This window comes from Agrobacterium sp. NPDC090283 (assembly GCF_044769685.1).
Lineage (GTDB): Bacteria > Pseudomonadota > Alphaproteobacteria > Rhizobiales > Rhizobiaceae > Agrobacterium.
The window spans coordinates 1-21,743 of record NZ_JBIVYG010000023.1 but is presented as its reverse complement, the minus strand read 5'-3'; the positions used below and the strand labels follow the sequence as shown (position 1 = coordinate 21,743).

Annotated in this window: 23 protein-coding genes; 14 read left to right on the top strand and 9 right to left on the bottom strand. The window is 60.6% G+C overall.

Going from position 1 to position 21,743, the window contains the following annotated elements; all coding sequences use genetic code 11:
- Positions 1–114: 114 nt before the first annotated feature.
- Positions 115–1,080 (top strand): alpha/beta hydrolase family protein, encoded by a 966-nt coding sequence (locus ACIQUH_RS24675; protein ID WP_400820093.1) that lies wholly within the window; start codon positions 115–117, stop codon positions 1,078–1,080.
- A gap of 39 nt (positions 1,081–1,119) precedes the next feature.
- Here the strand turns inward: ACIQUH_RS24675 and ACIQUH_RS24670 are convergent, their stop codons facing one another.
- Both ACIQUH_RS24670 and ACIQUH_RS24665 read right to left on the bottom strand, forming a co-directional pair.
- Positions 1,120–1,902, bottom strand: a complete 783-nt coding sequence (locus ACIQUH_RS24670; RefSeq protein WP_400820091.1) for a glycosyltransferase family 32 protein — start codon at positions 1,900–1,902, stop codon at positions 1,120–1,122.
- Between the two features lie 153 nt (positions 1,903–2,055).
- Positions 2,056–4,791 carry a heavy metal translocating P-type ATPase gene (locus ACIQUH_RS24665; RefSeq protein ID WP_400820088.1) on the bottom strand — a complete coding sequence of 912 codons (2,736 nt, stop codon included), beginning with the start codon at positions 4,789–4,791 and terminating at the stop codon, positions 2,056–2,058.
- A gap of 167 nt (positions 4,792–4,958) precedes the next feature.
- On the opposite strand from ACIQUH_RS24665, the gene ACIQUH_RS24660 reads away from it, so the two are divergent.
- Positions 4,959–5,879 (top strand): L,D-transpeptidase, encoded by a 921-nt coding sequence (locus ACIQUH_RS24660; protein ID WP_400820085.1) that lies wholly within the window; start codon positions 4,959–4,961, stop codon positions 5,877–5,879.
- A gap of 155 nt (positions 5,880–6,034) precedes the next feature.
- Positions 6,035–6,760: a L,D-transpeptidase gene (locus ACIQUH_RS24655; protein WP_003509381.1), complete on the top strand. Its 726-nt coding sequence runs from the start codon at positions 6,035–6,037 to the stop codon at positions 6,758–6,760.
- Positions 6,761–6,951: 191 nt separating this feature from the next.
- On the opposite strand, the gene ACIQUH_RS24650 is transcribed toward ACIQUH_RS24655, so the two are convergent.
- Positions 6,952–7,410 carry a MarR family winged helix-turn-helix transcriptional regulator gene (locus tag ACIQUH_RS24650; RefSeq protein ID WP_400820081.1) on the bottom strand — a complete coding sequence of 153 codons (459 nt, stop codon included), beginning with the start codon at positions 7,408–7,410 and terminating at the stop codon, positions 6,952–6,954.
- 192 nt (positions 7,411–7,602) lie between these two features.
- On the opposite strand from ACIQUH_RS24650, the gene ACIQUH_RS24645 reads away from it, so the two are divergent.
- The 3 genes from ACIQUH_RS24645 (at position 7,603) to ACIQUH_RS24635 (ending at position 9,229) form a co-directional block, all read left to right on the top strand.
- Complete coding sequence (locus ACIQUH_RS24645) at positions 7,603–8,025, top strand: organic hydroperoxide resistance protein (protein ID WP_003509379.1); 423 nt, start codon at positions 7,603–7,605, stop codon at positions 8,023–8,025.
- 99 nt (positions 8,026–8,124) lie between these two features.
- On the top strand, positions 8,125–8,508 hold the full coding sequence (locus ACIQUH_RS24640) for an MbcA/ParS/Xre antitoxin family protein (RefSeq protein ID WP_269344386.1): 384 nt from the start codon (positions 8,125–8,127) through the stop codon (positions 8,506–8,508).
- Entirely contained in the window at positions 8,468–9,229 is a 762-nt protein-coding gene (locus ACIQUH_RS24635; RefSeq protein ID WP_400820078.1) for an RES family NAD+ phosphorylase, read from the top strand. Before ACIQUH_RS24640 ends, ACIQUH_RS24635 begins: the two co-directional genes overlap by 41 nt.
- A gap of 22 nt (positions 9,230–9,251) precedes the next feature.
- Here ACIQUH_RS24635 and ACIQUH_RS24630 read toward each other — a convergent pair whose 3' ends face one another.
- From ACIQUH_RS24630 to ACIQUH_RS24620, 3 genes are all read right to left on the bottom strand, one after another.
- Positions 9,252–10,766 (bottom strand): ABC-F family ATP-binding cassette domain-containing protein, encoded by a 1,515-nt coding sequence (locus ACIQUH_RS24630; RefSeq protein ID WP_400820075.1) that lies wholly within the window; start codon positions 10,764–10,766, stop codon positions 9,252–9,254.
- Positions 10,767–11,422: 656 nt separating this feature from the next.
- On the bottom strand, positions 11,423–11,845 hold the full coding sequence (locus ACIQUH_RS24625; RefSeq protein ID WP_400820072.1) for a YciI family protein: 423 nt from the start codon (positions 11,843–11,845) through the stop codon (positions 11,423–11,425).
- A 93-nt stretch (positions 11,846–11,938) separates the two neighbouring features.
- Positions 11,939–12,385: a MarR family winged helix-turn-helix transcriptional regulator gene (locus ACIQUH_RS24620; RefSeq protein ID WP_400820070.1), complete on the bottom strand. Its 447-nt coding sequence runs from the start codon at positions 12,383–12,385 to the stop codon at positions 11,939–11,941.
- A 149-nt stretch (positions 12,386–12,534) separates the two neighbouring features.
- On the opposite strand from ACIQUH_RS24620, the gene ACIQUH_RS24615 reads away from it, so the two are divergent.
- The 3 genes from ACIQUH_RS24615 (at position 12,535) to ACIQUH_RS24605 (ending at position 14,654) form a co-directional block, all read left to right on the top strand.
- A complete protein-coding gene (locus tag ACIQUH_RS24615) occupies positions 12,535–13,263 on the top strand; it encodes a DUF899 domain-containing protein (RefSeq protein WP_400820068.1) in 729 nt (242 codons plus the stop codon).
- A gap of 27 nt (positions 13,264–13,290) precedes the next feature.
- Positions 13,291–13,785 (top strand): DUF1579 domain-containing protein, encoded by a 495-nt coding sequence (locus tag ACIQUH_RS24610; protein WP_400820066.1) that lies wholly within the window; start codon positions 13,291–13,293, stop codon positions 13,783–13,785.
- A gap of 89 nt (positions 13,786–13,874) precedes the next feature.
- Positions 13,875–14,654, top strand: coding sequence for a VOC family protein (locus tag ACIQUH_RS24605; protein WP_400820064.1), 780 nt, complete (start codon positions 13,875–13,877; stop codon positions 14,652–14,654).
- A gap of 45 nt (positions 14,655–14,699) precedes the next feature.
- Here ACIQUH_RS24605 and ACIQUH_RS24600 read toward each other — a convergent pair whose 3' ends face one another.
- Positions 14,700–15,596, bottom strand: coding sequence for a LysR family transcriptional regulator (locus tag ACIQUH_RS24600; protein WP_400820061.1), 897 nt, complete (start codon positions 15,594–15,596; stop codon positions 14,700–14,702).
- Positions 15,597–15,719: 123 nt separating this feature from the next.
- On the opposite strand from ACIQUH_RS24600, the gene ACIQUH_RS24595 reads away from it, so the two are divergent.
- Both ACIQUH_RS24595 and ACIQUH_RS24590 read left to right on the top strand, forming a co-directional pair.
- Positions 15,720–16,442 (top strand): SDR family oxidoreductase, encoded by a 723-nt coding sequence (locus ACIQUH_RS24595; protein ID WP_400820058.1) that lies wholly within the window; start codon positions 15,720–15,722, stop codon positions 16,440–16,442.
- Between the two features lie 13 nt (positions 16,443–16,455).
- The gene (locus ACIQUH_RS24590; protein WP_400820056.1) at positions 16,456–16,806 is read left to right on the top strand and encodes an Atu4866 domain-containing protein; all 351 of its coding nucleotides are present in this window, start codon (positions 16,456–16,458) and stop codon (positions 16,804–16,806) included.
- A gap of 55 nt (positions 16,807–16,861) precedes the next feature.
- On the opposite strand, the gene ACIQUH_RS24585 is transcribed toward ACIQUH_RS24590, so the two are convergent.
- Positions 16,862–18,433 carry a helicase HerA-like C-terminal domain-containing protein gene (locus ACIQUH_RS24585; RefSeq protein ID WP_400820053.1) on the bottom strand — a complete coding sequence of 524 codons (1,572 nt, stop codon included), beginning with the start codon at positions 18,431–18,433 and terminating at the stop codon, positions 16,862–16,864.
- Between the two features lie 313 nt (positions 18,434–18,746).
- On the opposite strand from ACIQUH_RS24585, the gene ACIQUH_RS24580 reads away from it, so the two are divergent.
- Complete coding sequence (locus ACIQUH_RS24580; protein WP_400820051.1) at positions 18,747–19,142, top strand: hypothetical protein; 396 nt, start codon at positions 18,747–18,749, stop codon at positions 19,140–19,142.
- A gap of 256 nt (positions 19,143–19,398) precedes the next feature.
- Here the strand turns inward: ACIQUH_RS24580 and ACIQUH_RS24575 are convergent, their stop codons facing one another.
- Positions 19,399–19,830: a winged helix-turn-helix transcriptional regulator gene (locus ACIQUH_RS24575; protein ID WP_400820049.1), complete on the bottom strand. Its 432-nt coding sequence runs from the start codon at positions 19,828–19,830 to the stop codon at positions 19,399–19,401.
- Positions 19,831–19,933: 103 nt separating this feature from the next.
- On the opposite strand from ACIQUH_RS24575, the gene ACIQUH_RS24570 reads away from it, so the two are divergent.
- Entirely contained in the window at positions 19,934–20,692 is a 759-nt protein-coding gene (locus ACIQUH_RS24570) for an SDR family oxidoreductase (protein ID WP_400820047.1), read from the top strand.
- A 72-nt stretch (positions 20,693–20,764) separates the two neighbouring features.
- Positions 20,765–21,571 (top strand): AraC family transcriptional regulator, encoded by an 807-nt coding sequence (locus ACIQUH_RS24565; protein ID WP_400820044.1) that lies wholly within the window; start codon positions 20,765–20,767, stop codon positions 21,569–21,571.
- Positions 21,572–21,743 lie beyond the last annotated feature (172 nt).

Here is a 21,743-nt window from a genome sequence, read left to right as displayed (position 1 = left end):
CAGAAATTGCCATGATGGCTGCGAATACATTGTTGTCATTCGCGAATCCGTGATTGGACAGCCTCTCGCCGCAGTGCTGAACTGCTGGTACAACCATCCTCCTCAGGTGACCATATGGCAGACAAACGCTTTCTTTCCTCAGCCTTCGGACAGGAAGAGAGCGGCACGATCTTGCCGAGCCTGACGCGGCGAAGCCTGCTGGCCGGCGCCATGGGGCTGTCAGCGATCGCATTTTTACCGCTCCGTGCGAAAGCGGGCATTGCTGCGCCCGAGGTGCTGCCGCTGGAACGGCAGGATTATGCGGAGGCGCGCAAACGGTTCCACACCCATCTCCTGCGAAAGATGGCTGCGCCGGAAAAATCCTCGGTGCTCGGCACGCCGCCCGGGGCGGAACGTGTCACCTATCTCGGCGGGCCGGATGGTTCCATCGAACTTGTCGCCTGGCTCTCCCACTACCAGCCGTCAAAAACGCTGAAGCCCGCCGTACTTTTCCTCCATGGCGGCAACGCCACCGGAGACGGCCATTGGGCGCTGATGAAACCCTATTGGGAAGCGGGTTATGTCGTGCTTCTGCCGTCCTTCCGGGGTGAAAACGGCCAGAGCGGCAATTATTCCGGCTTTTACGACGAAACGGCGGATGCGCTGGCGGCGGCCACCTATCTGGAAAACCTTCCCGGCATCGACAGAAATCGTTTCTTCATCGCCGGCCATTCCAATGGCGGCACGCTGACGCTTCTGGCCGCCATGAGCCGCCGGTTCCGCGCCGCGGCACCCATCTCCGCCGGCGTCAATTCCTGGCGTTATTTCAACCGCTATAGCGACGAGATCTGTTTCGACGAGACCGACGAGCGCGAATTCATCATGCGCTCCTCCGTCTGCTTCGGCCCCAGCCTCAAATGTCCGGCGCTGCTTCTGCGAGGCACGGAGGAACGGCCTTTCGATGCCGATCACCAGCTTTTCGTGGATCGCGCCCTGACATCCGGCTTCAAGGTCGACAAGAAGCTGTTGCCCGGCACCCATAACGGCGTGGTGCCGCATGCCGTCGAGGAAAGCATCCGCCTTTTCAACGCCTTCATCTGAAATGCGATACTGTGGCGGTGCTTGGGGACGCGTGCGGTCCTAGCTCTTGACGATGGACGTCTTGGCCTGCTCCGCCCACCATGCGCCGTCTTTTTTGTCGGCATATTGGGCGCGCTTGTTGGTGAACTGCCCCTGGGTGCACATCTCGCGGTAATTGCGGACCGGCAGCCCCAATTCCTTGACGACGGCATGCACCACAGTCGGGCCGGTCATGTCGTAGACGCTGGCGAGCGTTCCGTCTTCGATATTCTGGGAAATACGATCGGCCATCAGCCTGAGCGCCGGGTGACCGGGCCTGGAGGCCATGAAGTAATTTGTGATCTCGCCGCTTTTCATGGCGATGAAGACAGCCTCTTCATCGGGTCCGATCACATCTTCCGGGCGGGCCGCGAAATTGGAATCGATATCGAGATAGATGCCGCCTTCCTGCAGAAGCACCAGAATACGCCAGAAATCCGCCTTGGCGGCGCCCACCTGCAGCCGGCGGAAGGCATCCGCATAACGTCCGGGAAAATGCCGGTCGATATAGGCCAGGCACGCCTCGTCATCATGGTAGCGATATTCGAATTCCGGCGTCAGCCAGCGGTTGAACAGGAAATTCGCATAGATCGGCGTGGTTACCCTATTGGAGTAATTCGTCTGCCAGATGATGCGGGGAATGGCCTTTTCCGTCTTCGGGCTGCGTCTGGCGGGCTGACATTCGGGAAGCGTTTTTCTTCTGCCGGGCCGGATGAACAGATCGATGGAAAAAATGACCTTGGCGATGTTTCCACCGATCTTGATCGCGCGGTACGCGATGCGGTTATAGCCATGCTTTGCCAAGTTCAGCGCTCCTGCGCGTGGAATCGTTTGTCGCGCGCGTGGAAACGGCGGTACGCGGTATTTATTGGACGCAATTAGTTTGTCAATATGCCGTAAATGAGACGGCCGGACCTCGATTGACGAGGCCCGGCCGTCTTGTCTGCGAATGGAATATCAGCCCTTGTTACGGTTGAAATAGCCGAGCAGCCGCATGGCATTGGCGGTGACCAGAACCGTCGCGCCGGTATCGGCGAAAACGGCGAGCCACAGGCCGGAAAGGCCGGTGACGGTGGTGACAAGGAACACCGCCTTCAGACCGAGCGCGATGGTCACGTTCTGGCGGATATTGCTCATGGTGGCGCGCGACAGGCCGATCAGGCGGGCAGCGTCGCCGACATTGTTGCGCATCAGCGCCGCATCCGCCGCTTCCATCGCCACATCGGTGCCGGAACCGATGGCGACCCCGACGCTGGCCGCCGCAAGGGCGGGCGCATCGTTGATGCCGTCGCCCACCATCACCACGGTCTTCTTTTCGGCAAGCTTGCGGATTTCCTCGACCTTGTTCTGCGGCAAGAGTTCGCCGCGCGCCTCAAGGCCCAGCTTGTTGCCGATGGCACGCGCCGTGCGGGCATTGTCACCCGACAGCATCAGCGAGGAAATGCCCATCTCCTTCAGCGCTTTGACGCCATCAGCCGCATCCTTGCGCGGCTCGTCACGCATGGCGAAGAGACCGCTTGCCGCCCCGCCGACTATCACGACGGCCACCGTCTTGCCTTCGCTTTCCAGTGCGGAAATGCGATCGGAAAGGTCCTTCGAAAGGGTGCCGACCTCAGTTGCAAAGCGAGGCGCGCCGATGAACAGGTCTTTCCCGCCGACATTGCCCTGCATGCCGCGACCGGAGATCGCCTTGATGTTGGAGCCGGGCAGGGGCTTCACGCCCAGTTTTTCGGCATGATTGACGATGGCGCGGGCGAGCGGATGGCTCGATTCGTGCTCGATGGTCGCGGCTTGCGCAATCAGCACGGCTTCGTTGCCGTCAAGCGCCACCACATCGGTCACGACGGGTTCGCCGAGCGTCAGCGTGCCGGTCTTGTCGAAGGCGACGGTTTCGGTGCGTGCGAGCATTTCGATGACCGCGCCGCCCTTCACCAGCATGCCGTGGCGTGCCGCAGCCGAAAGGCTGGAGGCGATGGCCGCGGGAACCGAGATGACCAGCGCGCAGGGGCAACCGATCAGCAGCAGGGCGAGACCGCGATAAATCCAGGTATCCCAGTCGCCGAGGCCGACAAGCGGCGGCACGATGATGGTCAGCACCGAAATCGCCACGATCAGCGGCATGTAATAACGCGAGAAGCTCTGGATGAAGCGTTCCGTCGGTGCACGCGCATCCTGCGCTTCCTCGACAAGCGTGATGATGCGGGCAATGGTGTTGTCTTCCGGCGCGCGGTCGACGCGGATGCGCAGCGAGCCGTCATGGTTGATCGAGCCGGCAAAGACGCGCGCACCCTTCTCCTTGGCGACGGGAATGCTTTCGCCGGTCATCGGCGATTCATCGACGCTGGACTGGCCTTCCATGACAATGCCGTCGGCGGCGATGCGGTCGCCGGGACGCGCCACGACCACCTGGCCGATGCGCACCTGATCGGCCGCGATCTGCCGAAGCGCACCGTTTTCCTCCACCAGCGCCGTTTTTGGCAGCAGCGAGCCGAGCGCCTTGATGCCCGAACGGGCGCGGGCGGCGGCGAAACCTTCCAGCAATTCGCCGACGGAGAAAAGCAGCACGACAATGGCCGCCTCTTCCGCTTCGCCGATGATGATCGCGCCGATGGCGGCAATCGTCATCAGCATTTCGATGGTGAAGACCGCGCCGAAACGGGCGGCGTTGAAGGCGTTCTTCGCGATGGGGAAGAGCGTGACCAGCGTGGCGATGATGAAGGCGTAACCGCCCCATGCCGGGAAGGTGAGCTCCGCCGCATAGGCGATGGCAACCAGAATGGTGCCGGTGAAGGTGTTGCGCGCCTTTGAAGTGCGCCACCACGCGCCTTTTTCATCCGCGCCATGGGCATGTCCCACTTCCGCGCTCTGCGCCGCAGCCGCCGGTGCAGAACCATGCGAATGTTTTGCGTGGTCGTGACCGGAATGATCGTGGCCAGAATGGTCATGCTTGGAGTGGTCATGATCATGCCCGCTGCAGGACGCGTGATCGTGTGCGGAATGGTCATGCCCCGAATGGTCATGATCTGAATGATCGTGGTCGTGGTGATGGCCGCTGCACGACCCATGGTCATGGTCGTGATCCGCGACTTTTTCGCGTGCGGTCTTTTCCTGCGGCAACAGGGCCGGTTTGAAACCGAGCTTGCGCAGCGTGTCCTCGATTTTTTCGACCGGGGTTTTGCTCTCGGCGAGCGAGAGATTCAGCCTTTCGCGCGCAACGGAGACCTTAACGTCGGCAACACCCGGCAGGCGGGAAAGCGCGGTCTCGATCTTGGCCGCGCAGCTGCCGCAATCCATGCCGCCGACTGAAAAAGTCAGCGCATTGCTTTTGTCGGCGCTCGTCCCGGCATCGGCATGATGGCCGCCGCAGGATGAATGATCGTGGTCATCATGGTCGTGGCCGCGATGATCTGCCTCGACTTTTGCGTGGGAGACTTTTTCCTGCGGCAGCAAAGCGGGTTTGAAACCGAGCTTGCGCAGCGTGTCTTCGATTTTTTCGACCGAGGTTTTGCTTTCGGCCAGCGAAAGGTTCAGCCTTTCCCGCGCAACGGAAACCTTGACATCGGCAACGCCCGGCAGGCGGGAAAGCGCGGTTTCGATTTTCGCTGCGCAGCTGCCGCAATCCATGCCGCCAACGGAGAAGGTCAGTTGCTCGCCGTCTTTGCCCTTGATGTTCATGCCTGTCGAAATATTCATGGTTTCCGCTCCTGAATTCCAGTCGACAGCCAATCTGGCACCTCTAGCAACTAGAGCTTCAAGAGCAAAAATGCGGTTTTTCGATTTTTTTTGAAAAACCGACGCCAGCTTCGCGCCAGCCGCACGGTTCATCATGCCGTCAGATTGGATTCCATGAAGCGGTTCAGATGATAGCACTCCTTTTGAAAAACGGTCGCCGGGCGGCCTCTCTGGCGGGGCTTGCCCTGCTGCCTCTCATGAGCGGCTGCCTTTTCGTGACGGATACGACCCGGATGGACCCGGATGTTTTCGTCAGGGAAACGGCGCCGGTATTCAATTTCAACTCCGTCAGCTCCAATCGCCAGCCGGAACTGCCGCCGCAGCCGGGTCAGCTTTCGACGCGCCCGCCGGATCTGTTCAGAACCCGCTTCCATCAGGAATACGGTCCGCCGGTGCGCGGGCAGGGGCTGCAAGCCCCGCAGGTGCAGGGGTCTAACGCGTCGCAGCCGCAGGGTCAGACGATGGGTCAGACGATGGCCTATGGCCTGCCTGTCTCCAATCCGCTGCACCGGGTCATGTACGGTCCGATCCGCGATGAGGACCGCTCGCTGCCGGCCATTCCCTATGGCCGCATAGATCCGCGTTATCTCCGGCAGGAAGTCAGCTACCAGACGGCGGAAGCGCCTGGTACCATTATCGTCGATACCAGACAGCATTTCCTTTATCTCGTGCAGTCCGGTGGCAAGGCGATCCGTTATGGCGTTGGGCTGGGGCGTGATGGTTATGCCTGGTCGGGCCGCGGCAAGATCCAGTGGAAGGCGAAATGGCCGCGCTGGACGCCGCCCGATGAAATGGTTAAACGCCAGCCGGAACTCGCCTCCATCTCCGCCGCCAATGGCGGCATGACGCCCGGTCTCAACAATCCGCTCGGGGCACGCGCGCTTTATATCTTCAAGGATGGCAAGGATACGCTTTACCGCGTCCATGGCACGCCGGACTGGCAGTCCGTCGGCAAGGCGACATCCTCCGGCTGCGTGCGCATGCTCAATCAGGATGTGATCGATCTCTACGAGCGCGTGCCGCAAGGGGCGCAGATTGTGGTTATCTGAACACGTTCTAAAAGAAAGAGATATTGGACCCATTCCGCCAGCGCCTTGTGACTGGCTTTTAGCGGTCGGTTAACTATTTTCGCAATACGCATGACACGGAACAAATGACGTACAACGGCGATATAGCCGTTCGAAATGTGGGACAAACCGGCCTTATGACAAGCACCGACACAGATCTTTCCAGACGCACCTTCCTTTCCCTCCTTGGCCTCTCTTCCGCTTCGCTTCTCGCAGGCTGTGCCTCCTCGGGCACGGGAGACGCCATCCGCCAGCAGGCGAGCGCCATCGGCAGCGATTTCCGGCAGATGTTCTCGCCGGGCGTCAGCGATGCGGAACTGGCCGTCATGTACGGTTCGGTCGAGGATGGCGGTTACGTCATTCCCGCCGTGCCCTATCAGAAAATCGACCGCCGTTATTACCGCCAGCGGGTTGTCGACCCGACCGGCGAGCGTCCCGGCACCGTTGTCGTCGATACGCGCTCGCGCTTCCTTTATGTCGTGGAGCAGGGCGGCAGCGCCATGCGTTACGGCGTCGGCATCGGCCGTGATGGTTTCGCCTGGTCGGGCGAGGGCGTCATCCAGTGGCGTCAGAAATGGCCGAAATGGACCCCGCCGGACGAAATGGTCGCCCGTCAGCCGGAACTGGTCAAATATTCCTCCAAGAACGGCGGCATGCCGCCGGGCCTGAAGAACCCGCTTGGCGCCCGCGCGCTCTATATCTTCCAGAACGGCAAGGACACGCTTTACCGCCTGCACGGCTCGCCGGAATGGAACTCCATCGGCAAGGCCGTCTCCTCCGGCTGCGTGCGCCTGATGAACCAGGACGTCATCGACCTTTACGACCGCGTGCCGCAGAAGGCGCGCGTGGTGGTTTGGCAGTAAGCCCAAGCGCTTCTCTATAAAAAGGCGGTCTTGTGCCGCCTTTAAGGAAGCCTGCTTCCATACTCGGCGCCATCCTCGGGCTCGTCCCGAGGATCTAATCGCGTCGCGTTAAATCGACACGTAACAGATGCTCGGGACAGGCCCGAGCATGACGGAAGAGAAATTATCAGCCCTCGTGATTTGCTGGAGGATTAGGGGCGGCTGAGACTGTCCTTCAGCGCATTCACCCGGTCGCGAATCTGCACCAGCTCCTCCAGACCGCAGCCGGTGGCATTGCCGATTGCCGCCATGATTTTCACGCCTTCTTTTTTAAGGTCGGCCCCTTTTTTCGTCAGCGCCACCAGTACCTGCCGCTCATCCACCGTTCCACGCTTGCGGGTGATCAGCCCGGCATGCTCCAGCCTCTTGAGAAGAGGCGACAGCGTGCCCGAATCGAGGCCCAGCATTTCGCCGAGCGCCTTGACGGTGGATGTCTCCTTTTCCCAAAGCGCCATCATGACCAGATATTGCGGATAGGTCAGCCCGATCGGGTCCAGCAGCGGTTTATAGGCGCGTGTGAAGGCATGCGCCGCACCATAAAGGGCAAAACATATCTGCTGGTCCAGCCTCAGCAGGCTTTCCATTGTCTTCTTGTTGCCCTCTGCGTCCATTTTCCTGCTCCAAAATCAACCGGGGAGGGAACAATCAGCCCCCGCTTTCGGTTCCTGCCACATGGATGCGCGGCGAAATTTCGTGAAAATTATCGCAAAAAACAAATCTTCATTCAATGTGCAAAACTATATTGCGCACAATTTAATTGTGCGTTATAAGATGCTCAACACCAACCCGAAGGAGTAAATGCCATGCCCATTCTCTACACGACCAAAGCATCCGCCACCGGTGGCCGCGCCGGCAACGCCAAGTCGGAAGACGGCGTTCTCGACGTCACGCTTACCGTTCCGAAGGAACTGGGCGGCGATGGCGCCCGTGGCACCAATCCGGAACAGCTTTTCGCGGCCGGTTATTCCGCCTGCTTCCTTGGTGCGTTGAAATTCGTCGCCGGCAAGGAAAAGGTAAAGATTCCTGAAGACACCACTGTGACGGCAACGGTCGGCATCGGCCCGCGCGAAGACGGCGGCGGTTTCGGCATCGAAGTGTCGCTGAAGGCCAATATTCCGGGTGTCGAGCGCGAAGTCGCCGAAAAGCTGGTTGCGGCCGCACACATCGTCTGCCCCTATAGCCACGCCATGCGCACCTCCACGGAAGTGCCGGTCTCGGTGGCCTGATAAAGCGCTGGATCGTCACTCTTGGGGCCGGGTTCATCCCGGCCTTCTTGTTTTCAGAAAGAAAAATGCTATATTCTTTCCAAGGAAAGGATGTGTGCCATGAATATTCACGCCAAGACCGCCATGGATCCCGCATCGCAGGGCAGGGTCGTCACCAAGGCCGTCATCGCCGCCGCCGAGCGGCTGGGCCTGAACGCTGCCCGCACGGCCGATATTCTGGGTGTCTCCGCGCCAACGGTCTCGCGCATGAAGCGGCTCGATTTCCTCCTGGAGCCGGGCGCCAAGTCCTTCGAGCTTGCGGTGTTGCTGATCCGGGTTTTCCGCTCGCTGGATGCCATTACCGGCGGCGACGAGGCGGTGGCCAAAAACTGGCTGCGCAATCACAATACGGCGCTGGATGCCGTGCCTGCCGAAAGGCTCACCACCATTACCGGATTGATCGATGTCCTCTCCTATCTGGACGCCCGACGCGCTCCTGTCTGAAAAACGCGCCGCATCGGGAAAATACTGGCGGCTGGTGGAAGCGCAGCATCAGGTTTCCACCATGAAGCTGGTGGATACGGTGGAGGAGCAATCCCTGCTGGAAGATATTCTGGAGACGAGCAAAAGGCCGTTTCCGCCTGATTGCGCCGGTTTCGATTATCTTCTCGCCACGCCTTTCCGATATGGCGCCGCTTATCCGCATGGTTCGCGTTTCCGCCGCGCGGGTTATACCGAAGGCGTCTATTATGCCGCCGCGAAGGTGGAAACGGCGCTCGCCGAAATGGCCTTTTACCGGCTGCTGTTTTATGCCGAATCCCCCGGCACGCCGCTGCCGGCCAATCCCGCCGATTATTCCGCCTTTGCCGCCCGTATCGCCACCGATGCGGCACTTGACCTCACGCAACCCAAACTGAACCGCGACGAGGCGCACTGGACCGATCTCACCAATTACGAGCCATGCCAGGCGCTGGCCGAGCAGGCGCGTCTGGCGAAGGTGGAGGCGATCCTCTACCGTTCGGTGCGCGATCCCGCCGCTGGCCTCAACATCGCGATCCTTTCTCCCAAAGCCTTTGCCGAAAAAGCGCCGGTGGAACGGATGAGCTGGCGCATCCGCCTGTCGAAGACGGGCGTTCAGGCATTGTGCGAATTTCCGATGCGCAGAACCGGTTTCGCGGTCTCGGATTTCGCCGACGATCCACGCCTCGCCAGCCTGCTTGGCTGACGAGGCGTTATTATCGGCAGTATCATGCCGAGGCGAAAAACGCTTCGGGATCATCGACTTCCACCAGCTTGCGCTTTTCGATCAGCCAGAAGCGGGTTCCGACCGTCCGCACGAAACTCCGGTCGTGCGAGACAAGCACGCAGCTGGCCTCACGGCTGATGATTTCCGCCTCCAGCGTTTCCTGGCCGTCTATATCAAGATGGTTGGTGGGTTCGTCCAGCAGGTAGAAATTCGGCTCCGCCAGCCGCAGTGCCAGCATGGCAAGCCGCGCCTTCTGCCCGCCGGACAACTTTGCGATGCGGCGTTTCTGCATTTCCATGTCGATGCCGGCGCCGGCGAGCAGGCCGTGGATGCGCTGGTCGCCAATGTCGAAACGGCGCGACAGCAGCGCCGCCGGCGTGCTGTCATCGTCGATTTCGGCCAGCGACTGGTCGACATAACCGGCCACCAGCGATGGCGTCGCCTTTATGCCGTCCTGTATCTGGCCGGCACCCGTCACCGCCGCCTGCAGCAGCGACATCAGCCGCGTCTTGCCGACGCCATTACGGCCGAGAATGACGATGCGGTCGCCCTGGCGGATAAATTGCCGGCCGGTGCGAAACAGCACTGTTCCATCCGGCGTCGAGACCGGCACGTCCTCCAGCGTGATGAGAACCTTGGCATGGGTGCCGCGATTGGCGAGCTGGATCTTGCCGGCGGATCGCTCGATATGGGCGGGCCGCGCTTTATCCTCGATTTTTTCCGCACGCTCACGCAATTGCTTGGTCTTGATGGTCAGGAGATCGCTGCCGGAATTGATGCCGATATTGTTGAGCTTGGCCGCCTGCCGGCGCAATTGCTGCGCGGTTTTCATGTCGCGCTGGAAACGCCGCTCATCGGCGGCATCCTCCTCCTCCAGCGCCGCGCGCGCATGGCCATAGGGCAGGCGGAACAGCGCCGAATTTTCCGGCCGCAAAAACAGCGTCGTCCGTGTGACGTTGTCGAGAAAGGCGCGGTCATGGCTGACGATGATGACGGCGGTATCGCGCGGCAATTCACCGAGCCAGCTTTCCAGCACGTTGATCTTTTCGAGATCGAGATGGTTGGTCGGCTCGTCGAGCAGCAGCACGTCAGGTTCGGTGATCCATGCTTTGGCCAGCATGGCAAGCCTTTGCCAGCCGCCGCTCAGTTCCTTCAGGCGGCGCTCGCGGAACGGTTCAGGCACCAGCATGGCGTCGAAGATGATGTCGGCGCGCCAGCTTTCGCTGTCGATCGTATCCGCCGGCAGGGCGGAAAGCACGGCGTCCCGCATCGTGTGGTCCATCAGCGCGGAAGGCAGATTCTGGTGGACGATCGACTGCGTCAGCCCGCGCAGCCGGGTCAGGTCGCCGCTGGTGGGCTCCATGTCTCCCGCAAGGCAGTTGAGCAGGGTGGATTTGCCGCAGCCGTTGGCCGCAACGATGCCGATGCGGTCTCCCGCATTCACGGTGAGGCTGAGATTGGAGAAAAGCGGCTTACCCAGAATGATTCCGAGGTTTCGAAGCGTGATGATGGTCATGAAGTCGTCTCTGGCAGGACGGACCCGAACCGTTGTCTGCGCGTGCAGGATCGGTTTCGGTTCGCGGTGATCCGTCGTGAAAATATGCGCAATGGCAGACAAACTGCGTCCTGCGCGGCCTTTTAGGCAAACCAGAGTGTGGGTGTTCCGGTCAGCCCTGCAAACGTGTCCGCAGGGCAAAAAGGTGGCAGAGCTGACGATTGCGCCAGAAGCAGGAAATATCCATGCGAAGCCTCCTTTCTTGAAAACGGTTGAACCGCTCCTTGATTAACAGCGGCGGCTGTCCGAGGCAATAGCTTTTGGAGTGGGAGGTCGTGCCAGAGCAAATCCTGTTTGAACGAATTCATGGTACACGACACGGGGTTTTTTGTGTTGAGGCGTCCCCTCAACCTCATTCCTGTTCCCCGGAACAAGTCCGAGGATGTCACAGGAATCCAGCCGACGCGCGTCTGCGCGGCGAGAGAACGTCCTTTCAGCCCAAAGACTTGGGCTGGCTGGATCTCTGTGACGTCCTCGGGCTCCGGGGAACAGAGATGAGGGAAGGAGAGCGCACGACAAAACAGCGAGCTTTGTAGCCGGCGCACCGACTGGAAATGCTCTGGAGAATGCGGCAGGCCGCACCCTCCCGTTTCCATGTGGTCCTAACCCGGGCGGCTCTACTGCTTGCCCACACGCGCGCGCAGTTCCTCGACATGCGCGGCGATTTCAGGCGTCACCGCATCGCCGAAATCCTCCATTTCGAACATCGGGCGGATTTCGATCTCGCTTTTCTCCAGCATCGGGTTCGGGCAGCGCTTCACCCATTCCACGGCCTCGTCCATGTCCTTCACGTTCCAGATCCAGAAACCGGCGACCAGCTCGTTGGTATGGGGGAAGGGGCCGTCGACGACGGTGCGGCTGTCGCCGTCGAAGACCACCCTCTTGCCCTTTGAGGAAGGGTGCAGGCCGTCGCCGGACTGCATGATGCCGGCATTGACCAGTTCCTCGTTGAATTTTCCCATGGCCTCCATGAGTTCGGTCGTGGGCATGACGCCATCTTCGCTGCTCTTGGTGGCTTTTACAAAAACGATTGCACGCATGATCATTCCTCCTTGATTGCGCTTTCTTCGTAGTTTCGCTCCCCGGCGCGACGGCCGGATGACATTCTTGCCGATAAAAGTGGCGCCATCCCGTCAGCCGAGGTCGATGAGATCGCGGCGCAGCCGGTCGGGGTCGCCACTGCCGATACGCGCTTCGACTTCGGCGTGAGTCTCCTGCCAGATGGGGAAGGCCGCAGCGAGAACGGCCATGCCATCGGCCGTCAGCCGCAGCCGCTTGCCGCGTTTGTCCTTCGGGTCCTGCTCGATGCTGACCAGCCCGCGCCGCTCCAACGGCTTCAGCGCCGCCGTCAGCGTCGTGCGGTCCATGGCCAGAAGATGGGCGACGGGACCCATCGGCGGCGGCTCCGGTCGGTTGAGCGACATCAGCAGCGAAAATTGTCCATTGTTGATGCCGATGGGTTTCAGCGCATTGTCGAATAGCCGCGCCAAGGCCCGCGCCGCACGCTGCGCATGCAGGCAGAGACAGGCGTCCCGCACGAAAAGAGTTGTCGAAAAAGGAATCACGCTGGCGTTTGACATGGGGTAAATATGTTGATATCAACCTAATTAGTCAAGCGGAACTTGATGCTCCGCAGACTGTTTATTGCCTTTCAACACAGAAATAAGCGGTGCCCACCGGTGGAGCGGAGCGGTGCCGTGGTGAAAGACGGATCCAAGGAGGAAAGATCATGTCTCATCCCGTCGTTTCGAAAGACGAGTGGCTTGCGGCCCGCCGCGATCTGCTGGTGAAGGAAAAGGAACTGACCCGCGCCCGTGACAGGCTGAACGAGGCCCGGCGCGCATTACCCTGGGAGGAGGTGACGAAGGATTATATCTTCGACGCGCCCTCCGGCCCCAGATCGCTGAAGGAACTGTTCGGCGATTGCAGCCAGCTCATCGTTTATCACTTCATGCTGGCACCGGACTGGGAGGAGGGCTGCGTCGGGTGCTCCTTCTTTGCCGATCATGTCGATGGCGCGCTGGTCCACCTCAAACATGGCGATGCGGGTTTTGTCGCGGTTTCGCGCGCGCCGCTTGAAAAGATCGAAGGCTATAAAAAACGCATGGGCTGGAAATTCCCGTGGGTTTCGGCCGAGGGCACCGATTTCAACTATGACTATCAGGCCTCGTTCCGCGACGAGGATATGGCCAAAGGCGAAATCACCTATAATTACCGTGACATGGCGCCCTGGGGCGATCTGAAGGACCTGCACGGCATCAGCGTTTTCGCCAAGGGCGACGACGGCAAGATCTATCACACCTATTCCACCTATGCCCGCGGCGCGGAGCAGACGCTCGGCACGTTGATGCTGCTCGATCTGGTGCCAAAAGGCCGTAACGAAGAGGAGGTAATGGATTGGGTGCGGCGCCACGACCAGTATGAGGACGCGCCGAAGGTTGCATCCTGCTGCCACTGAAAATTGACAGACGAGGAGGAAACGAAAATGGAAATGGAAATCGCCAAGCCGCAGAAGGAACACGCGTTCCTGAACAGGATCGTCGGAGACTGGGTCATGACCTCCAGTTCCGGGCATGAGGACTACAATGCCGACGACCCGTCGCAGCAATACACCGAGAGCGTCCGCTCCATCGGCGGTTTGTGGATCGTCGGCAACGGCAGCGGCAAGATGCCCGATGGCACGGATATGACGGCCGTGATCACGGTCGGCTTCGACCCCGCCAAGGGCAATTTCGTCGGCACCTGGGTAGGCTCGATGATGACCAATCTCTGGGTCTACAAGGGCTGGCTGGAAGAGGACGGCAAGACCCTGACGCTGGAGGCGGAAGGCCCGGCCTTTGACGGTTCCGGAGGCACCGCCACCTATCATGACGTGCTGGTGCTGCATGACGACAATCACCGCAGCTTTTCCGGCAGCGTCAAGCAGCCGGACGGCACCTTCAAGACCTTCATGACATCGGAGTTCCGGCGCAAGGCATAGGCCGCGCCGGGTTCTGCCTGCACGACAAGCGCCGCCGCACGCTGCGGCGGGCACCCACCACACGCACCCAATCTCCAGAGGAGACGACAATGTCCGATACACATGGAAAATTCATCTGGGTCGAATTGATGACGCCCGACATGGAGGCGGCGGCCCGCTTTTATGGTCATGTCGTCGGCTGGCAGACCAAGGATTTCGGTTCGCCGGAAATGCCCTATCTGGTGCTGGAGGCCGATGGCAAAGGCATGGGCGGCGTCATGGAACTGACGGAAGAGCACAAGGGTCAGGGAATCCCCCCGAACTGGACCGCCTATGTGGATGTCGACGATGTCGACGCGACGGCGAAACTTTTCGCCGACAAGGGCGGCGCAATCAGACGCCCGCCGCAGGATATTCCCGAAATCGGCCGTTTTGCCGTGGTCGCCGATCCCTTCGGCGCCGTGCTCTGCATCATGACCCCGCAGCCGATGGAAACCGGCGGTTTCCCGGAGGATACGCAGGAAAAACAGGGCCATGTCGGCTGGTACGAACTCTTCACCGACAATGTCGATGAGGCAATGGCCTTTTACGGCGATGTGTTCGGCTGGACCAAGGACCATGATTTCGACATGGGCGAGATGGGCCCGTACCGCATCTTCGCCCATAAGGGCAAGGCCGTTGGCGGCATGATGAAACGCATGCCGCAGGTACCGGTCTGTCATTGGGGTTATTACTTCAATGTCGACGGCATCGATGATGCGATCACCCGTGTCAGCACCGGCGGCGGCAAGGTCGTCAACGGCCCGATGGAAGTGCCCGGCGAAAGCTGGATCGTCAACTGCGTCGATCCGCAGGGCGCCTATTTCTCGCTGGTATCGCAGAAGAAATAGCCATTTTTGCTTCACCTGCCATCTGCCGGAGCCCGCTCCGGCAGATCACCGCTCTCTCGACAGGCGGACGTGATCGATAAAGGCGCGCAGCTTTGGCGCGAGATTGCGACGGCTCGGATAATAGAGATAAAATCCCGCAAAACTCGGGGAATAGTCTTCCAGCATCGAAACGAGGTCTCCGCTTTCCAGATGAGGGCGAAACGTCTCTTCCATGCCGAATGTGATGCCGGCGCCGGCGCAGGCCAGCTTGATCATCAGCTGCATGTCGTTGGTGGTGAAGTCCGGCTCCACCGCCACCGCAAATTCGCGACCGTTTTCGGCAAACTCCCACCTGTATGGCGCAACGCCCGGTCGGGGCCGCCAGCCGATGCAGCGGTGATGGATCAACTCGCGGGGCAGCGCCGGCAGGCCGAAGCGGTCCCGATAGTGCGGGGAACAGACGGCGAGCTGCCGCTGCGGAGCGGAAACCGGAACGGCAATCATATCCTGCGCGATCAGTTCTCCAAGACGCACGCCGGCATCGTAATGTTCGGCGACGATATCGAATTCCTCGTCCGTCACGACGATATCGAGCTGTACCTCCGGATGTATTTCGGCAAAGGCAGCCAGCAATGGCCCGGATAAAAAACGCTCGGCTATCGAGGAGACCGCAAGCCGCAATTGTCCGCGCACCGCACCGCTCAGGGAGGAAGCGGCATTTGCCGCCTGAACGAGGTTGCCGATGGATGGCGACACATCCGCATAAAGCTGCTGTCCCGCTTCCGTCAGGCTGACACTGCGTGTTGTTCGCTGCACGAGCGCTATGCCCATCGTTTCTTCAAGCTTGCGGATGGCCTGGCTGACGGCTGAGCGGGTTACGCCAAGCCTGTCCGCCACGGCCCGGAAGTTGCGTTCCTCGGCAACCATGCAGAATGTCGAAAGCGCGTTGAGGTCGATGTTCATTGGTTAGAAATTCTACCCACTGAGGTTAAGATTGAGGCGGTTATCACGACAATGCCCAAGCTTTATCTTGTCCGCAACGGCCGCTTCCAGAAAAAGCTTAGCCGTCACACCAAGGAGAAAGCCATGACATTGAACAAAGTCGTTCTCATTACGGGTGCATCGAGCGGGATCGGTGAGGGCATCGCAAGGGAGCTCGCGAGTGCCGGGGCGAAGCTGGTGCTGGGCGCGCGCCGCATGGACCGCTTGCAGGCGCTTGCCGAAGAATTGCGCGGGAAGGGCGCCGAGGTCGTCATTCAGCCGCTGAATGTTACGGAAAGACAGAGCGTCGAGGCTTTTGCGGAGGCCGGGCGCAAGGCTTTCGGACAGGTCGACGTCATCGTCAACAATGCCGGTATCATGCCGCTATCGCTGATGTCGTCCCTGAAGGTCGATGAATGGGACCGCATGATCGACGTCAACATCAAGGGCGTGCTTTATGGCGTCGCCGCCGTCCTGCCCGAGATGACCGCCCGCGCTTCGGGCCATATCATCAACATCGCGTCCATCGGTGCGCTTGCCGTTTCGCCGACGGCTGCCGTCTATTGCGCGACGAAATTTGCGGTGCGCGCCATTTCGGACGGGCTGCGGCAGGAAAATCGCGACCTGCGCGTCACCTGCATCCATCCCGGCGTGGTGGAAAGCGAACTTGCCCACACCATCACCGATCCGGCCGCCGCGGAGTTGATGCAGAGCTACCGGGCCATCGCCCTGAAACCCGATGCCATCGGCCGCGCGGTGCGTTACGCCATCGAGCAGCCCGACGATGTCGACGTCAACGAAATCGTCGTCCGGCCCACCGCTGCATAGGGAGGATCGGGACATGAACATTGTTTCGACATCGGTTGCGCTTCTGCTCGCAACGGCTTCCGCCGATACGGGTTCCCGCAAGGTGAGCAACGCCATGGATGTGAACATGACTGAAACGGCTCAAACCCGAAGCCACCCCTATATCGGCATGTGGGTCACCGGCGATGGCCATATTCGTCAGGAACTTCTGCCCAATGGCCGGTATGACGAGGCGCGTGGCAACCGCAAAAGCGCCTATCAGGGGCGGTATGAGGTGAAGGGAAACCACATCGACTATTGGGACGATACCGGCTTCACCGCCGACGGCGAATTCGTCGACGATGTGCTTTATCACGGCGGCATGATCTTCCATCGCCAGAAGTAACCGTGACGCCAATAAAGCGCCGCCCGCCCCATCGAGGGCAGGCGGCGTCTCTGTTCTATCGCTTCAAACTACCCAGTATCCCGCGCACGATGGCGCGGCCGACGGAGGTGGCAACCGAGCGGGCAGCGCTTTTCATCGCCGCCTCGATCACCGTTTCGCGCTGGTATCCGGTCTTGCGCGCGCCGCCATTGCGCGAGCCATTGTTGGTCTGGGCGGGTTCGTCGTCACCAAAGCCGGGCAGGCGCCAGCGGCCGGCGGCGTTGTCGGACTGGTTTTGGGCGTTTTCTTCCTCCGCACGTCTGGCGGCTTCCGCATCGGCGGCCTTCTGGGCGCGGGCGGCGAGGATTTCGAAGGCCGATTCCCGGTCGATATCCTTGTCATATTGCCCGGCGACGGGGCTTACATCGATCAAAGACTTGCGTTCCGCATCGGTGAGCGGCCCGACGCGGCCCGATGGCGGGCGCACCAGCGTGCGCTCGACGATGGAAGGCGCGCCCTTGTCGTGCAGGGTGGAAATCAGCGCTTCACCGGTGCCGAGCGTGGTGATGGTGTCGGCGGTGTTGAAGGCCGGGTTCTGGCGGAAGGTGTCGGCTGCGGTGCGCACCGCCTTCTGCTCGCGCGGCGTATAGGCGCGAAGCGCGTGCTGCACGCGGTTGCCGAGCTGGGCGAGAACGGTTTCCGGCACATCGAGCGGGTTCTGCGTCACGAAATAGACGCCGACGCCCTTGGAGCGGATCAGCCGCACCACCTGTTCGACGCGTTCCACCAGCACGCGCGGCGCATCGTTGAACAGCAGGTGCGCTTCGTCGAAGAAGAACACCAGACGCGGCTTTTCCGGATCGCCCACTTCCGGCAATTCCTCGAAGAGTTCGGAAAGCATCCAGAGCAGGAAGGTGGCGTAAAGGCGCGGGTTCATCATCAGCCGGTCGGCGGCGAGAACCGAAATCGTGCCAACCCCATCCGTGCCCACACGCATGATGTCGGCGATCTTCAGCGCCGGTTCGCCGAAGAAATTCGCCGCCCCCTGCTGTTCGAGAACCAGCAGCCCGCGCTGCAGCGAACCCACCGAGGCCTTGGAAATCAGGCCGAACTGGTTGGAAAGCTCGGTCGCATTTTCGCCCATGTAGTTCAGGAGCGATTGTAGGTCTTTGAGATCGAGCAGCGGCAGCCCGCCCTGATCGGCGATCTTGAAGGCGATGTTGAGCACGCCTTCCTGCGCTTCCGAGGCATCCATCAGCCGGGCGAGCAGCAGCGGCCCCATCTCGGCGATGGTGGCGCGCACGCGATGGCCTTTTTCACCATAGAGATCCCAGAAGATGACGGGCGATTTGCCATAGGCAAAATCGGTGAAACCGATCTGTTCGGCGCGTTTCTGCACCCAGTCTTTCGCTTCGCCCTGCGCCGCGATGCCGGAAAGGTCGCCCTTGATATCGGCGCAGAAAACCGGCACGCCGGCCTTGGAAAAACCTTCGGCGAGAACCTGCAGGGTCACGGTCTTGCCCGTGCCGGTCGCGCCGGTGATGAGGCCGTGGCGGTTGCCGAATTTCAGTTCCAGATATTCGCCCTTGTTCAGGCTGTCATCCGGGTTGCGGCTGGTCCCGATATAGAGCTGTCCGTCCTGCAACATCGACCATTTTCTCCTGCGGCTGATGCATGACCCTTAAAATCGCGGCGGATTTTGCAGAAAGTCATGTCCGAATTAAAGCGTAGCTGGCATGCTTTGACCGTTCCTCGCGAAAGCGGCCTTTTCATAGTTTGGTTGTGATGATCTTATAAGGACAGTTTCAAGGCGCAACAACTGCTTGATGGCGATGAAGAAAAACCGCTTGATGAAAGTTGCCGCGCCATTCATGGCCGCTTGAATGCGGCATGAGATTGTTTTACGTTGACGTTAACGTCAGTTATTCGATGTTGGCGTCGTTTTTCAACAGGAGGCAAGAATGAACGAAGTCGTGGATCAGATCGCCGTTAAGGCGGGGATCGACCCTGAACTGGCTGAAAAGGCCATTGGCATGATTCTCGGTTTTCTCCAGCGCGAGGCGGAAGACGGCCCGATCGCCCGGATGATCGAAGCCATTCCCGGCGCCAGCGATCTGGTTGCCCAGTATAATGGCGAAGGCACCGGTGGCGGCGGCGGTCTGCTCGGCGGCCTGATGAGCGCGCTCGGCGGCGGCGGCATCATGGGGCTGGGCCAGCAGCTGATGAGCCAGGGCCTCGGCATGAGCGAGATTTCCACGCTCGCCAAGGAAACCATCGCCGTTGCCCGTCAGCATGCGGGCGATGAGGTTGTCGATCAGGTGATCGCCTCGGTTCCGGGCCTCAGCCAGTTCGCTTGAGGCGCGCCGGCAAAGGGTGCGTAGTGGCGTTTACCGCAGGGTCTACCACTCCCTCATCCCTGTGCTCGTCACAGGGATCCAGCCAGCCTAAGTCCTTGGGCTGAAAGGGTTCTTCCCGCCGCGTAAACGCGCGTCGGCTGGATTCCGGTGACATCCTCGGGCTTGTTCCGGGGAACAGGAATGAGGGTGAGAGGGAAGCGCTGGCACACCCACCCTTTGTGCCGTGTGAAGCGGTGCGCTTTACGCACTAAGGCATTTACTCCATCGCAGGGCGCGGCGGCTGTTCATTGAACCGCCGCCGCGCCTCTTCTATTTCGGCATGGTGCGTCTCCGCCCAGATCCACACGCCGCAAAAGGCGCTGCCAAGCGTCCGGCCGAGGTTCGTCAGGCCGTAATCCACATGCGGCGGAATGACGGGGTGCACGGTGCGCCGCACCAGCCCGTCGCTTTCCATCTGCCGCAGCGTTTTCGTCAGCATCTTCTGGCTGATGTTGCCCACATGTTTGCCGATCTGCGTGAAGCGTAGCGTGCCGTGCTCTTCCAGCACTTCCAGAATAAGCATCGTCCATTTGTCCGCCACCTTGGCGATGATATCCTGAACCAGCGCCTCTATTACCGGATCGGTATCCGTGGGTGGCGGAACCTTGCGTCGGTTCTCGATGGCCGGATCGGCCGCGTGCCGTTTCATCTAACACTCTCCATTGGGTAAGTATAAATCTTTTGGGTGCCTACTTTCGATTGGAGAGTATCATAGCTAACTTCCTTTCAGCCAACAAGCAAAGGATGCTCCCATGAAAATCTCGGGCAATACCATTCTCATCACCGGTGGCGGTTCCGGCATCGGCCGGGCGCTGGCGGAAGCGTTTCATCAGGCCGGCAACAGTGTCATCATTTCCGGCCGCCGCCAGAGCGTGCTGGACGAGGTGACGGCCGCCAATCCCGGCATGGCTTCGATGGTGATGGACGCGACGGATGCCGCGGGCATCCGCGCTTTCGCCGAAGCTCTGGTGAAGGCCCATCCGAGCCTCAACGCCGTCATCAACAATGCCGGCATCATGCGGCCGGAAGATATCGCCGCCGCGCCTGACTATCTGGACACGGCCGAAGAAACCATCGCCACCAATCTCCTCGCACCCATCCGCCTGACGGCGGCGCTTTTGCCGCATTTCCTCAAGCAACCCGCAGCCACCGTGCTGACGGTTTCCTCCGGTCTCGCTTTCGTGCCCATGGTGCTGACCCCCACCTACAGCGCCACCAAATCGGCCATCCATGCCTATTCCGTCACCCTGCGCGAGCAATTGAAGGAGACGCCGGTGGAGGTCATCGAAATCGTGCCGCCCTATGTGCAGACGACGCTGATGGGCGAGGGGCAGGCCAATGATGAAAGAGCCATGCCGCTCGAGGCCTTCATTTCGGAGGTGATGGATATTCTCAAGAACCGCCCGGATGAGAAGGAAGTGGTGGTGGAACGCTGCAAGCCTTTGCGTTTTGCCGCGCAGAACGGCAATTTCGATCAGGTCTTTGCCATGATCAACCATATGCATCCGTAAAAGGGGCTGCGTCTGTCGCGACCGGACATCCTGTGATAGCGTCGCGCTCTTATCCGCGGAGCGCGCGCTTTCATGGGCCAAGGCCAGTTCCTGATGCCGAAAACCGTTCTGCCCGGCGTCGCCGCCGTGGTGGCGGATAGCGACCGTTCCTTCCCGCGCCACATGCATGACCAGTTCGGCATCGGTCTCATCCATCGCGGCGCACAGAAATCGCTTTCCGGCCGCGGCATGGTGGAGGCCGGCGCGGGCCATGTCATTACCGTCAATCCGGGCGAGGTGCATGATGGCATTCCGCTCGGAGAAGGCGGTCGCGCCTGGCGGATGCTCTATCTCGACATCGAGATCGTCCGCGATGCCATTGCCGATGTCCGTGAGAAGGATCACGGCTCTTTTGAATTCGCCTATCCCGTCGACACAAGACCGCTGGTGCAGCGATTCAACGCCGTTTTTTCGGCGATGACGGCAAAAGAACGGCGAGGGGAAACGCTGCATGGCGACGAGACCCTGCTGATGCTTCTGGCGGATGCGATGGAGACAACGGCGAAACCGCCTGTCATGGCTGTGCCCGACCACATACGGCGGGCGAAAAGCAGCATCGATGACGACCCCGCCCGGCCGTTCCGCCTCACCGATCTGGCGAGCGAAGCCGGCATGAGCCAGTTCCGCTTCCTGCGGGCCTTCGCCAAGGTGACGGGGCTCACGCCGCACAGTTACCTTCTCCAGCGTCGCGTGCATCTGGCGCGCCACGCGCTGGCTGGCGGCACACCGCCCGCCGAGGCGGCCTTCACCGCCGGTTTTGCCGACCAGAGCCATCTCAACCGCGTTTTCGTGCGGCAATTCGGCGTGACGCCGGCGGTTTATCGGGCGGCATTTTCGTAAGATAGGTTGCCGCAAAAGGGGAACGGCCTTATGCGGCAGCCTTGGTGTTCCGGGGGAGCGCAGGACGCACCTCTCCACCCTCATCAAGTCAGTCGTATTTGCTCATTTTGATATTCTTTCAATCTTGCGTTTGCGATGACGATGATGTGGCGCATGATTGCACCAAGAGCTG